Source organism: Actinotignum urinale DSM 15805, from assembly GCF_000420445.1.
Lineage (GTDB): Bacteria > Actinomycetota > Actinomycetes > Actinomycetales > Actinomycetaceae > Actinotignum > Actinotignum urinale.
Genome location: NZ_ATUY01000003.1, coordinates 143,768 through 157,161 on the forward strand (window position 1 = coordinate 143,768; position 13,394 = coordinate 157,161).

Annotated in this window: 12 protein-coding genes and 1 pseudogene; 7 read left to right on the plus strand and 6 right to left on the minus strand. The window is 49.8% G+C overall.

Annotated features, from left to right (window positions below; all coding sequences use genetic code 11):
* Nucleotides 1–31: 31 nt before the first annotated feature.
* Nucleotides 32–1,858: an ABC transporter permease gene (locus G445_RS09585; RefSeq protein ID WP_022866208.1), complete on the plus strand. Its 1,827-nt coding sequence runs from the start codon at nucleotides 32–34 to the stop codon at nucleotides 1,856–1,858.
* Entirely contained in the window at nucleotides 1,851–2,495 is a 645-nt protein-coding gene (locus tag G445_RS0103635; protein ID WP_022866209.1) for an ABC transporter ATP-binding protein, read from the plus strand. The genes G445_RS09585 and G445_RS0103635 overlap by 8 nt, the downstream gene beginning before the upstream one ends.
* Before the next feature lie 219 nt (nucleotides 2,496–2,714).
* On the opposite strand, the gene G445_RS0103640 is transcribed toward G445_RS0103635, so the two are convergent.
* The 4 genes from G445_RS0103640 to G445_RS0103655 form a co-directional block, all read right to left on the minus strand.
* Complete coding sequence (locus tag G445_RS0103640; protein WP_022866210.1) at nucleotides 2,715–3,602, minus strand: patatin-like phospholipase family protein; 888 nt, start codon at nucleotides 3,600–3,602, stop codon at nucleotides 2,715–2,717.
* 82 nt (nucleotides 3,603–3,684) lie between these two features.
* Complete coding sequence (locus G445_RS0103645; RefSeq protein WP_026420928.1) at nucleotides 3,685–5,019, minus strand: DUF4921 family protein; 1,335 nt, start codon at nucleotides 5,017–5,019, stop codon at nucleotides 3,685–3,687.
* Between the two features lie 5 nt (nucleotides 5,020–5,024).
* Nucleotides 5,025–5,531 (minus strand): general stress protein, encoded by a 507-nt coding sequence (locus G445_RS09590; protein ID WP_022866212.1) that lies wholly within the window; start codon nucleotides 5,529–5,531, stop codon nucleotides 5,025–5,027.
* 130 nt (nucleotides 5,532–5,661) lie between these two features.
* Nucleotides 5,662–7,050 carry an aminotransferase-like domain-containing protein gene (locus G445_RS0103655; RefSeq protein WP_022866213.1) on the minus strand — a complete coding sequence of 463 codons (1,389 nt, stop codon included), beginning with the start codon at nucleotides 7,048–7,050 and terminating at the stop codon, nucleotides 5,662–5,664.
* A 115-nt stretch (nucleotides 7,051–7,165) separates the two neighbouring features.
* Here G445_RS0103655 and G445_RS0103660 point away from each other — a divergent pair, with 115 nt between their 5' ends.
* The 3 genes and pseudogenes from G445_RS0103660 to G445_RS09595 all read left to right on the plus strand — a co-directional run.
* Complete coding sequence (locus G445_RS0103660; protein ID WP_022866214.1) at nucleotides 7,166–8,395, plus strand: Tm-1-like ATP-binding domain-containing protein; 1,230 nt, start codon at nucleotides 7,166–7,168, stop codon at nucleotides 8,393–8,395.
* Between the two features lie 10 nt (nucleotides 8,396–8,405).
* Nucleotides 8,406–9,242: a phosphoenolpyruvate hydrolase family protein gene (locus tag G445_RS0103665; protein ID WP_022866215.1), complete on the plus strand. Its 837-nt coding sequence runs from the start codon at nucleotides 8,406–8,408 to the stop codon at nucleotides 9,240–9,242.
* A gap of 73 nt (nucleotides 9,243–9,315) precedes the next feature.
* Nucleotides 9,316–9,705, plus strand: a pseudogene (locus tag G445_RS09595) (SRPBCC family protein); the annotation flags it as partial.
* A gap of 68 nt (nucleotides 9,706–9,773) precedes the next feature.
* Here G445_RS09595 and G445_RS12045 read toward each other — a convergent pair.
* Complete coding sequence (locus tag G445_RS12045; RefSeq protein ID WP_146002301.1) at nucleotides 9,774–9,950, minus strand: hypothetical protein; 177 nt, start codon at nucleotides 9,948–9,950, stop codon at nucleotides 9,774–9,776.
* Entirely contained in the window at nucleotides 9,943–10,878 is a 936-nt protein-coding gene (locus G445_RS0103675) for an ROK family glucokinase (RefSeq protein ID WP_022866217.1), read from the minus strand. The genes G445_RS12045 and G445_RS0103675 overlap by 8 nt, the downstream gene beginning before the upstream one ends.
* 611 nt (nucleotides 10,879–11,489) lie before the next feature.
* On the opposite strand from G445_RS0103675, the gene G445_RS0103680 reads away from it, so the two are divergent.
* Nucleotides 11,490–11,951 carry an SRPBCC family protein gene (locus tag G445_RS0103680; protein WP_022866218.1) on the plus strand — a complete coding sequence of 154 codons (462 nt, stop codon included), beginning with the start codon at nucleotides 11,490–11,492 and terminating at the stop codon, nucleotides 11,949–11,951.
* Nucleotides 11,952–11,988: 37 nt separating this feature from the next.
* Nucleotides 11,989–13,392: an MFS transporter gene (locus tag G445_RS09600; protein WP_022866219.1), complete on the plus strand. Its 1,404-nt coding sequence runs from the start codon at nucleotides 11,989–11,991 to the stop codon at nucleotides 13,390–13,392.
* Nucleotides 13,393–13,394 lie beyond the last annotated feature (2 nt).

Sequence of the window (13,394 nt, forward strand, 5' to 3'; positions counted from 1 at the left end):
GCTCGAAATACGCGATATAGGGCATGGCGTGATGGATAAATTTGGTGTTGGCGGTGGCGCTGGTGTTGCCGATAATCTTGCCGCGCCACCGGAAAAAAGCGTCACCAAAAGCCCTGGACGTAACACGAGTGCTGGTTTCATGAGAAGCGCAATGCTGTGGGGAAAACTTGTGCGCTGGCTGGTGGGGTTAATTCCGTGTGCCTTCCTTGCCGTGTTTTTCATCTGGCCTGTTGTGGCAATGCTTGTGCGCGGTGTTCTTCCCGGTAACGCGGGTTTTGCGTCGGCAGGGCTTGCAGATAGCGCTATAGGCGTTCTCACAAGCTCACGCACCGCACACATTCTGTGGCAAACCCTCTGGATGGCATTCGCGGGAAGCGTTGCCTCCGTTCTCCTAGGGCTCCCGGTAGCCTACAGCCTGTATCGGATACGTTTCCGCGGGCAACGCTTTGTGCGGGCGCTCGCCATTGTGCCCTTTGTGTTACCAACAGTTGTTGTGGGTTCTGCTTTCAAAACTCTGCTGCGTGAGGGCGGGCCCTATGCATTTCTCGGGTGGGATGATTCGGCGTTAGCTGTTGTTGCGGCAATGGTTTTCTACAATATTTCAGTTGTTGTGAGAACCGTTGGGCCACATTGGGCAAGTCTCCCGCATCACGAGGAAGTGGCCGCAACACTGGGCGCGAGGCCGGGGCGCGTATTTTGGACGGTCACCTTACCTGCCCTGCGCCCTTCCATCACCGCCGCTGCTTCCTTAATTTTCCTGTTTTGTTCCACGGCGTTCGGGATTGTGCAAACACTTGGGCGCCCCGGATACGGAACACTTGAAACCGAAATTTGGATACAAACAACCACGTTCCTGGATTTGCGCACGGCAGCAATTCTTTCCCTCCTGCAAATCCTTATTGTTATGGCAACCGTGTGGTGGAGCGCAAAAAATCGGCACGCATCTGCAAGCGGACAACTCCGAGGTCTGCGCCCGAAACGTATTACTCGTGGTAGCTACCCCGCGATTGCTTTCATGGCTGTGCTAATGATTGCCGTCATTACGGTGCCCATCGTGACGCTTATTCTCTCCTCGCTCAAGGTAGGCGGGCAGTGGAGTTTCGCTAATTATCGACATTTTCTTGGTGGTGGGCAGACGCATGGTTTTGGTGGTGGGCCAGATGTGGGAGGGGCGCTCGCAAATTCTGTGACAATGGCAGGTTTGGCGACGGTTGTCGCGCTCGTTCTCGGGGTGCTCACGGCTTTCGCGGTAGCGCGCCCTCTTCCGCGAAATTCCGGGAAAAATAGGCAGGTACTACGCCGTTTCCTCTCCCTGCTGGAAAACATGTCACTTTTACCTCTAGGAATCAGCGCGGTAACGGTCGGTTTCGGGCTTTTCGTCACTATCCGCCCCCTCATTGAGGATGCGTGGATTCTTATTCCCATCGTTCAAGGAATCCTTGCCCTGCCCCTCGTCGTCCGTACCCTCACTCCGATTCTTCGCGCAATTCCGCCACGTCTTCGCGAAGCTGCGCAAACCCTGAGGGCAAGCCCGGCGAGAGTTCTTCTCACTGTCGACATTCCGCAGTGCCGGCGAGCCTTTGCCGCCGCGGCCGGTTTTGCCTGCGCAATGTCTCTAGGGGAATTCGGAGCAACATCCTTCCTCGCGTCCGGAGACACGGTGACGCTTCCCGTCGTTATCGCACAGCTCCTTGGAAAGCCAGGAGCAGAAAATTATGGCGCGGCGCTCGCCGGAGCAGTTCTTCTTGGCGGATTAACGGCTCTGCTCATGGGCGCGTGCGAGCTCATATCCCAGCCACGTCCGGCACGTTCCGTGCCACATTCCACCCCATCGGAAAATGAGGTTCCCCATGCTTAAACTCCACAATTTCACCGTCACCTACCCGGATGGTTACGTCGCAGTAAATAACGTGAATCTTGAGGTTGCGCGCGGGGAAACGGTTGCGTTACTTGGCTCATCCGGTTCGGGTAAATCTTCACTTCTTCGCGGAATCGCGGGCTTAGAGGCAACATCGGGTAGCGTAATTATCGACGACGAAGATATTTCTCGCCTTCCCACCTATCGACGCGGGGTAGGAATGGTGTTCCAGGATGGACAGCTGTTCCCCAACCGTAGTGTGGGAAAAAATATTGCCTATGGTGTTGAGAGGTCAATGCCTGCAGATAAAGTTGCGAAAGAGGTGGCGTATTGGCTTCGCGTAATCGGGCTTGAAGGATTTGAAAACCGCGATATTTCAACGCTTTCCGGCGGGCAAGCGCAGCGGGTGGCACTCGCGCGTTCGCTTGCGCCACGCCCGCGAGTTCTCCTTCTCGACGAGCCTTTATCTGCTCTCGATACTCAGTTACGCTCACAACTCAGCGAATTTTTACGCGACACTTTGACGCAGGAAAACGTGACGGCAATATACGTTACCCACAACCCGGAGGAAGCCACCACTGTCGCGGCTCGAACTATTCGCATGAACGCCGGTGTTCTCGTTTGTGGCGTGGCATGACGTGCGAGTGAATTAATCCGCGCCCAACCGAGAATTCAACCAGGAATTCACCTGAGATTTCGTGTGGGAATTCAGTCGGGAATCCGTGTGGGCGAGTTTTCGAGGGTGAAATGCGCATGGCAGATGTGTGGCGAGTGCGCGTGTGTCACGAGTCGCGGCGCGCAATGTCGCCGTTCATGTCAGCGTGCGCCTGGGCGCCACTTTACGTCATGTGTCGCCTCAGCAGTTCAAGCCAAGAAACGCACGGATGCTCGGCCATTCTGCGTTGATTTGCGCTGTGCCGTCGTCGAAAATACGAGTTAATTTTTCAACGTTACGTTCGTTATTTGAGCAGACCTCGTGTTTCGGGAAGTACAGGTAGGCTTTGCCGGCGGCCTCTAGCTCGAAAAGCTGAGCGCGCGTCCGATTATAGTTCCGTGCGCGTTCTTCTAAGGCTCGATAGACCGCAGGGTATTTGCGGAAATACATGCGCATAATCGCGTTATTCATCTGCCCAGACGGTGTTTTTATGTAGTCTCGCGGTTGGGTCATAATCACCATGAAACGCTCATAGCCATCTGCCTGCGCGGCCTGGAGCGGAATTCCGCCACTTTTCCCCAGCGCCCCGTCCACATATTTTTCGCCCTCAACTTCGGGCATCGGCATAATGAGCGGCATAGTGGATGACGCCTGGACGCGAATAAGAAGATCATCGATTGAATGAATGTCCTCATTTGTCCACATAATTTCCTCGCCGTCGCGCGCCCGCAACGCACAGATACGAAAACGGGTGGGTTGCTTGACGAATGTGTCCCAATCGTAAGGGAGCGCTTCGCCTTCGCGCGAGGTGTGCTGATAAATATATTCCGCATTAAACGCGCCTTTGCCCTGAAGGAGCGTTTTCACGCCACCCATCTGAGGATCCGACGCGAGGTCAATAAAAGCCGCCCGCGTGCGCCACGTGTCTTTGCTCAAATAGTTGCACATGTGCGTGCATCCGGCACTAATCCCGGAAACATGCGGAAAAATCACGTTTTCTTCAATAAATTTTACGACGACGGGCGCGGTTGCCACCGCGCGCATAGCCCCGCCTTCCAGGAGCAGAGCCGTTTCATCTAATAAAGCCATGCCTGTCCTTTCCGGAGTACAAGTTGTGTAAATATTAGTTTCGTGTTGTTAATATTCACTCCGTTAATATGTGTGCGGTTAATCAGTACTCGCGCTGGAGATATCGCAGAGAATTGAGTTCGCAGGCACATTCGGTAGCAATATTCATGCTCGCGATTTTCCCTTCGGCACGAAGCTCAAGAAGTTTGGGAACAATACGATCGCGCAAGCTCCACGGGTCAATCGTGTTGACGTATATTTTTGTTCCGCCTTCAAAACCGGCGAGGGTGGATACGCGCCATTTAATAAGGACGCGCCAGGGGCTAGCCATATCCATTCCGCGCGCGCCCGCATACCATTCTTCGTTGCAGGGAACATCAACGCCTGTGGCTACGTGCATTGCGTGAACAAGATCCGAAACTCCGCGCAGTTCCTTTTCGCTGTGCTGGAAGGGCTGGTTTGCTGCGGATTTGCTCCACACTTCGAGGGTGGGGTAGCGGTGTCCGAACCCGGCGTAGGCAACAGCGTAGGGGTTTTCGGCAATAATGAGGTTGTTTTTCGATGCGTAATCCACGCCGTATTCGTTGAAAAGATTGGGGTTTCTGCGCAGTTGCTCGGTTTCGTAGCGGTTGTTGACGGTTCGTTCGTCGATGCTCACGAGCTGTTTGTGGAGGTGATCGAAGCTCGCACCGGCAGGTTTCAACCAGTTTTGGAACACTTGAACATAGGTGACGTAACGGTTTTGGAGATATAAATCTTCCATGGCGTGTGCGGTGAGCGCGAAGTACCAGAAGTGTTCGTTGGGTGTGAGCGTTCCGCTACCCGCGAGGTCCGTCGTCGTGGTCGCCTCGGATGAATAGTGGCGACGTCCAAGAATCAAATCGTGCCCTCCGCCAAAGAACGTAGCGCAACTCTTGATTTTTTCATGCTCTGAGATAGTCGCCCATTTTTCTTCAGAAATTCCGGAAGCTAGTGCTTTTCCCTGGGCGACCCCCAGAACGTGGGCGCGCCCTGCCGGATCTGCTATATAGCGTTCCATCGCATCGTTTTTTCGGGTGGGCATAACGTAGCCGTAGTTCGCCTGCCAATAGGCCAAGGGAACGATTTCAAAAAGATTGGAAACGCGCCGGAAATTCCAGGTATCCGCGAGAGCGTCGACGGGTGCGTTATCCGTTATCGTGTAGTTACCGTTGGTTGGGTTCCCGACGATACGGGATTTTTCGGGAGGTGTTTCGAGGACGCGTTGTGGGCAAAACGCGCAAACGTCCTCGATGTTGTCCGGATCGATGGGGAAAGCCGGGGGCGTATTTATTTTAAGGGGGCGGTTGGCGCGTCCTGGTACAGTCCACACTTCGGTTCCGGAGAATGGGTTGCGCTGTTTGATTGTTCCATCAGAGAGCTTGGTGATGGATGCTGGGAGTTCATGTGGAATATGCATCATCGTTAGTTTGATTCCTCTCCGAATCGGTAACCGATATTTGCCAGCGCATGATACGCTGCGTTGACGTAAGCGCTTCGCACTTGAATTTCGTAGGAGTTGGCTTGCATTCCTTGGAGGGAAATATAGCCACGTTTTGCGGTATTTCGTCGCGCATTAAAGAAGGTGAGAAGCCCAAAAGTAAGAGCAGAAGCGCCACAAATTGCGAGCATTTCAACGGTAATGTTGTAAAGGAACGCTTGGAAAACGAAGAATAAGAAAACGAACCACAGCAGGGCACTAAATATTGCAGAGATAGCGTTTTTTGTGACGGAATACCGTCCCGTAATTTGTTCGACGCTTTCTAGGTTGATACCCACTATCCTCACGTTATGAATGGGAAAATTCGTGTGCGCCAAATCAGAGACGGTTTTTTCGGCTTCCTCATAGCGACGAACTTCAGTGATTGTTTTATAGTCGTCACGTTCACGCGCAATGCGGTGAGAACGCCTGTGGAAAGTCTGTTGGGTCATGCTTCTATCTTACGTGTGGTGACTGAATGTTCTCTTTAAAAACCATATTATCTTCTTATTTTGAGCGCAACGGGAAAATTTAGGCTATGCGGGAATTCTACAACAAAAGAGTTGTATACCTGGCGTGAAATTATATGGTTTGGAGTTTCCGAAAAGCTGTTTCAAGCACTTCGGCTTCATGCCACAAGGGAAAACGTAAATAGGTGCTGTTTTCTCCTAGGGGAGAGAAAGAGGCACCGGGAGCAAGTTTAATATTGAGTTGTAGTGCGCGCGCAGCAAAAGCCGCAGTATCACGTCCCGTATCAACCCATAAACCTGTTCCTCCAGCAGGTGTTATCCACGTCCACTGAGGAAAGTAACCGGTGATCATATCCGTAGTTGTCTGAAAAGCTAGGGAGAGCATGTCTGCACGTTCCTTGCGGGCTGGGTTAACGTGGCGGAGGAATTCGACGGCATACAGCTGATCGTGTATTGAGGTAGAAATATCGATTTGTTTCCGCATTTGAGTCAATTGTGTAATTCGTTCAGCTGAGGAACGTATCCACCCGACGCGCAAACCTCCCCAAAACAATTTTGATAAAGTTCCAATCATAACCACCTGATGAGCAGGTAGTAGATTGGCTAATGTTTGAGTGGGTGTCGCGTCGAAAGTTAAATCATAGCTGCATACATCTTCCACAATAAGCATTGTTGTTTGCCCCGCACGGTGTGCTAGCTGGGATCGCATATGTGAACTAAGACTTAATCCGGTCGGGTTGTTAATTCCTGTTTGAACATACAAGGCTTGAGCAGATTGCGTTAATTTTTTTGTTTCCAGATGCCGCTCTGTGGTCACGGTATGATTCACCACTGTATCTGTACGTAAACCTTGGCGGCGGAAAACTTCCAAACTTCCACGGTATGTTGGATTTTCAGTGAGAACACGATCACCGGGAGATGTAAAAGTGGAGAAAACAAGGTTAGTTGCTTGTTGCGCACCGGTTGTGACAAGAATATTTTCGGCAGCGGTAGGCAAGCCGTCGTCAGTTAAAGTTCGTGCAATAGATTCTCTCAGTGAAGGGATTCCTTCCGGAAAATATCCATCTGTTAATAGGTAGGGTTCTATGTGGGAACCAAGTCCTTTGCTTAAAATTTTACGAGCAATGCGTGAGGAGGGGAGCGCTCCCGTAGATAAATCCGTAGTATTTTTCGAGCTGTTTCCCAACGAAAAAAGTCGTCCGTCGCTGGGGATTCGATGGAAAGTTTTACCTAGGCGAACCCGTGTTCCAGAACCTTGCTGTGTGACAAGATATCCTTCAGATTCAAGAAGATGGTAGGCCACATTCAACGTGCCCCGGGAAATGCCTAAAGTTCGGGCTAGTTCTCGCTGAGAGGGCAAAAATGAACCCTGGGCAATCCATCCACCGACGATGAGTTTTCGTAAACTGCCGGCAAGTGATGTTGATAGTGGCAGATCACGTTGTGTCCAGTTGCCAAGTAATCGGGCTACTGAGGAAGAATCTATTCGATGAATGGCCATGATCAGTCAACTTTCACCTATTTTTATACCACTTTACCCAAAGTGGTATAGAACAGGGTGTTTTTTCTTCATAGAGTGGATATGTCAAAGGCGACCACAACAGAAAAGGTGAAATATGGCAACGGTGCTAGTGCAAGGAACCTTGGATACCAAGGGCGAAGAATTACTTTGGATGAAATCAGAGTTGGAAAAGCTGGGAATCCAGGTTATTCTGCTTGACGTCGGATCGTTTTCTGATGCTCCAGAAGCAGATATTACAGCTCACGATGTCACTAAAGCAGTAGGCGAAGATCTCGATCAGCTACGCTTGGAAAAAGATCGTGGCAAAATCATGACAATCATGGGGGAGGGTTCCGCAAAAATTGTGACTGGCTTGCTTGAAGAAGGCAAAATCCATGGTTTTCTTTCGGCGGGAGGCTCAGGTGGGTCATCCGTTGCTGCAGCAGCAATTCAAGCATTGCCTGTGGGTTTCCCGAAAGTTCTTGTTTCAACTATGGCTTCAGGAAACGTGAAACCATACGTTGGCGGGGTTGATGCAACACTCATGTATTCCGTGGTTGATGTTGCTGGCATTAACTCAATTTCTTCTGCAATTTTAGGTAACGCAGTTGCGGCTATCGCCGGAATGGCTGAAAGATTTAAAGAAGAACAGAATCTTTCATCTCAAGAACATAAACCCGTAATTGCCATCAGCATGTTTGGGTTAACTACCCCGGCAGCTTATGAAGCACGTGAAACTTTAATGAAACTCGGTTATGAAGCCCTGGTTTTCCATGCCACAGGTGCTGGTGGTATGTCTATGGAAAAACTTGTGGAATCCGGTCTTGTAGCAGGCGTATGTGATATTACAACAACAGAGTTGTGTGATGAATTGGCAGGCGGGGTTCTTAGTGCAGGGCCACACCGCTTGGAAGCGGCAGCGCGTGAGGGTGTTCCACAAGTTGTTAGCTTTGGTGCTGTAGATATGGTTAACTTTGGGCCAAAAAATGATGTGCCGGAAAAATATGCTGAAAGAAACTTTATTGTGCATAATCCTACCGTGACGTTGATGCGTACAACGGTGAAAGAAAATCAGCATGTGGGTGCAGAAATCGGAAAGAAAATCTCTGTCTCAACCGGTCCAGTTGCATTATTTATTCCAGAAAAAGGATTTTCTGGAATCGACGAAGAAGGAGGCCCATTCTGGGATCCGGAAGCGGATAAAGCAGCAATTGATGCAGCATTAGCAGCAGTTGAAGGCTCAGGTGTAGAGGTTATTAAAATCTCTGAACACATCAATGCCCCAGGTTTTGGGGCTGCAATGGCACAAAAACTTCATGAACTGATCACACAAAACGAAAAATAAGGAGAATATTATGGCACGTATTGGTCGTAAAGAAATAATTGATAATTTCCGCCAAAAAATTGCACAAGGGGAACCCATTGTCGGTGGAGGTGCTGGCACAGGAATTTCAGCGAAATCTGCCGAAACTGGTGGAATTGACCTGCTTATTATTTACAACTCAGGGCGATTCCGTATGGCTGGGCGAGGTTCGCTCTCCGGTCTGTTAGCTTACGGGGATGCTAATCAGATTGTTATGGAAATGGCTAATGAAGTTCTACCCGTCGTCAATAACACACCTGTTATTGCAGGTGTTAACGGGACAGATCCTTTCAGAGTCATGGAATATTACTTGAAACAAGTGAAAGATATTGGTTTTGCTGGTGTACAAAACTTCCCAACGGTAGGCCTTATTGATGGCGTTTTCCGTCAAAATCTTGAGGAAACAGGAATGGGATTCGGCAAAGAAATTGACATGATCCGTCTTGCATCAGAAATGGATTTGCTGACAACACCCTACGCTTTCGATGAAAACCAAGCTGAAGAATTGGCTAAGGCAGGGGCGGATATTCTGGTTCCACACATGGGGTTAACAACGTCGGGAACCATCGGAGCTAAAACGGCAATGACACTGGAGGATGCAGCGAAAAAAGTGCAAGCATTGGCAGATGCCGCGAAGAAAGTAAATCCAGATATCTTGGTTCTGTGCCACGGTGGGCCAATTGCTAACCCAGAAGATGCTCAATACATTCTCGATAATACCGAAGGTGTGGTTGGATTCTATGGTGCTAGCTCTGTTGAACGTTTCCCCACTGAAATTGGGATTAAAGAACAGGTTGAAAAGTTCAAAAAAATCACGTTCAAGAATTAAGTCACATACGTTCTTATTACGGCACAGTTATTAACCAACCGGTAGACGTGTATAGAAAGAACTCCGGGATTTTAATGGGCTAGCTACATGGTGGTCGAGCGCAGTGAAATCAAGCGAAATTGAAGACGGCAAAACCGGTGATACGGTGGGAACAGTCCGACGTTTTGTTCTAGGTGAAGATGTAATCCGGGAACATTTACTTGCACTTTCCGATATTGATCGTATGTGCAAGTATGAGTTCGCAGAACCGGTGCCTTTCCCCGTAACGAATTATGTGGCTACTGTTAAAGTTCATCAGGTGACGGAAACAAACGAAAGTTTTGTTGAGTGGTTTGTTACTTTTGATTGTGAACGCCAAGATCAAGAATATTTTGAACAATTTTTCGCACAAGAAGTGTTCAAACCAGCTTTAGCAAGTTTGGAAAAATATTTGAGTACAACACACCGCACCACAAGGTCATAACAGGATAAAGTAGTGATGGGTGAGCTAGTAGTTAGCCCACCCATCACTATGTAAAACTAAAGAAAAGCCTATTTTACTAGGGAACATTCATTACAGTAGGGGTGGAGACCTGCCGAAGAACAATTATCACAAAGCAAAAATTGTTTTCTGCATTCTTGGTTAGCACAATTGACGAACTCGGGTGTTTTCTTCCCGCATTCTTCAAAAACACCCGATAAAAACGGACAACAAGGAGTATTAAGCAGACAAGCTCAAATCCGCGGCCCCAATAATTCCGGCATTATTTCCCAGGGAAGCGACGCGAATAGGTGGTACGCCTCGGTAGCTTCCGGCAGGCAAGAGGGAAGAAAGCTCACGATTAATAGGGTCGATTACCAGGGAGCCAGCCTCGCATACGCCACCGGAGAGAACAATAACGTCTGGGTCGAACAGCGTAATCATGGACGCGATTCCCCGTGCGTTCCAATGCCCAAGTTCCGCAAAAACGTTAAGGGCGAGCGGATCGCCTTCTTGGGCCGCTTGCGTAACAGCTAGGCCTTGAATTTCCCCGCCACCTGAAAGTTCGCGAAGCCGATGCGCTTTTTCTGGGTAGGCATTAGCGCGCTCGCGAGCAAAACGAACCAGCGCGGAACCGGATCCGCAGACTTCCCAACAACCATGTTGCCCGCAACCGCACAACGGGCCAGCGTCGTCCAAATGGATATGTCCGATTTCACCACCAAAACCGAAAGTGCCACGAAGAAGTTTTCCGTCGATAATGATTCCGCCACCAACACCGGTACCAATCGTGACGACAAGCGGTGAAACGCTTCCTTGCGCGGTGCCGAACCGATATTCTGCCCACGCCGCGCTATTCGCGTCATTTTCTACGACGACGGGAAGCCCGGTTGCCTGCGCGATACGTTCCCCAAGGGGTTCGTTGCGCCACGGAAGATTTGTTCCGTAAATGACGGTGGAACGGTCTGCGGAGATATACCCTGCGGCGCCTATGCCGATGGAGGCGATGTTGTAGCCAGAAAGTGCGTTGATGCAGTCAATAATGGTTGCTTGGAGGGCGTCGGAGCTGGCTTGCGGGCTGGGGCGACGTACGTGGTCAATAATTTTTCCGTTGCTGTCCACTATTGCGGCGGCCACTTTTGTTCCGCCAACATCCACTCCGATGCGATAAACCATATATTTTACTTTCTCTTGAGCTACTTTTCCATTCTACCAGAAATAATTCTCGTGCGTTGATTGTTTTTAAGTGTGGCTCGCGGTTGTGTGTTAAGGGTGTAGATGGGAGCACAAAATCTATCCGCATCCTGGATATTGGCTCGAACACAGGCCAAAAAGTACTATATGTTGCACTGTGGATATAGTGAAAAGTAACGCTCATAATCTGAGCGAGTTAATGAGGCGTTACACGCGGGGAGGTTCTTCGTCGAAAAAAACCTTTCGTGACGAAAACTTATGTACGTAACGTAAAAAATTGGCTATTTTCCTTGAAAAATGGGGGATATTGGGGAGAAAGTGGCAACGAAAAAAGTCGCGACAAAAAAATGTAATGAAAACAGGACGAGAAAATCAATAAAAGCATGAATATATAAATGCCGTTATGTTCTTGTCAAGCGAATGACGCCTTTGTGTCAAAAAGTGAGACAATTCAGGTTTTATTCACCTAACGTTCGTTATATTTATATAATTCATACAGGAGTTTTCTTAACGAGACTTCAAGTCATGCGTATGTGGTGGCCGATGGTGACCATCATATGTTCTGACCTTCTAACTCATCCAAAGGAGGAAAAATGGCGGCCGATACAATGGTTATCGTGGAAAGGATCTTTCCGCAAGATCCTGAGGAATTGTTTGATGCTTGGACGAAGCCAGACGAGATGAGTCAGTGGCGCGGAAGCCCTGGAACTCACGTCGAGGATGCACGTGCAGATCTTCGTACCGGCGGAAAACAATATCACGTGAAGGTGTTGGATGACGATCCAACAAATCGCGTTGTTACACATTCTGTCTTTACAGAGTTCTTCCGTCCCGACGTTTTCGTCGAACTTCAACGCATTAGTGGCGATCCGGAAATTGACCCGAACGTCACCATGTCCCAACGCGTTGAATTTGTGAAAACTGGACGGGATGGAACCTTGGTCCGAGTTATCCAGGGACCATATGAAGCCTCTATTGCCGAATGGCACTCTCATGGCTGGGAAAAGGAATTCACACGCCTGGCCGATTTTCTTGCACACCGTGCGGCGAAATAATCGCAAATAAAAACTGCACTTTTGAAAGAAGAAAACTATGAGCGAATCAGCTTCAAAGATGACAGTTGTACGCACAAAGCCCATTATGAGCATGAAGAATATTCTTCTTATGAACTTGGGCTTCTTTGGAATTCAGTACAGCTTCGGGATGCAGCAAACAGCTATTAATCCCATTTATCAAATGTTGGGCGCAAGCCCGGAAGATCTTCCCCTGCTGAATCTTGCCGGCCCGGTTACCGGCCTGCTTATTCAGCCACTTGTCGGCGCGATGTCCGATAGAACATGGTCACCCAAGTGGGGACGTCGTAAACCATTCTTCCTTATCGGCGCCGCCGGCTGTTCCATCTGCCTCTTCCTCTTCCCATGGGTAAGTGCCGTGTGGATGGCCGTGATGTTGCTGTGGGCACTTGATGCGTCCAACAACACCGCAATGGAACCCTACCGTGCGTTCATTTCCGATCGCCTCCCACCCTCACAGCTCGCTAAGGGCTTCCTTGCACAGAGCTTCTTCACCGGTTTCGGTATCACCCTTGCCAATATCTGCATCTGGGCATTCCCCAAGATTCTGCCCGGAGTTGGGCCAAGCGGCCTGCCCGCATGGGTGTATGCAGCCTTCCTCATTGGTGCTGTGTGCTCTATCGGTACCGTTCTTATTTCCGTATGGACAACCCCTGAACTTCCACCAACAGAATCTGAACTTGCTGAACTGAAGGCAAAGAAAGAATCCGGCGGTTTCGGTGCGGCCGTGAAGGAAATTTGGGAAGCTATCCGCGATATGCCCACCCAGTTGCGCAAGCTCGCCCTCGTTTATCTCTTCCAGTGGTACGCCATGCAGATTTACTGGCAGTACATTTCCTTGTCTGTCGGCAAGAGTATCTACGGGGTAACCGATCCGCTTGCACAAAAGGATCTATATGCAGAAGCCGTTGCCACCACCGGTTCGATTAACGCCTTCTACAACGTTGTTACCTTCTGTGTTGCCTTCATTCTGGCAGCAATGGCGCGTCGTTACGGCGCAAAAATCCTGCACTGCGTCTGCTTGCTGGGCGCAGCCGTCGCACTCATGGTGATTCCTCACATCACAAACCCGGTTATTTTGTTCTTGCCTATGGTTCTCTTCGGTATTGCGTGGGCATCCATCATGGGTGTTCCTTACATTATGGCGGTGCGCATGATCCCCTCCACACGTTACGGCGTGTACATGGGCATCATTAACATGATGATTGTTATCCCCATGCTTATCCAGACGGTTACTTTTGGCCCGATCTACAAGTATCTTCTTGGTTCCAACACAACCAATGCTTTCGCCATGGCCGCGGGATTGATGGTGTTGGCAGCCGTATCAATGCTCTGGATTAAGGAACCGCCGATCGTTCGCGACGTTGACGCGATGTTCGACCATGAAGATGAGCAAGCAGCCACTTACGAGAAGGAGGTCTAGTC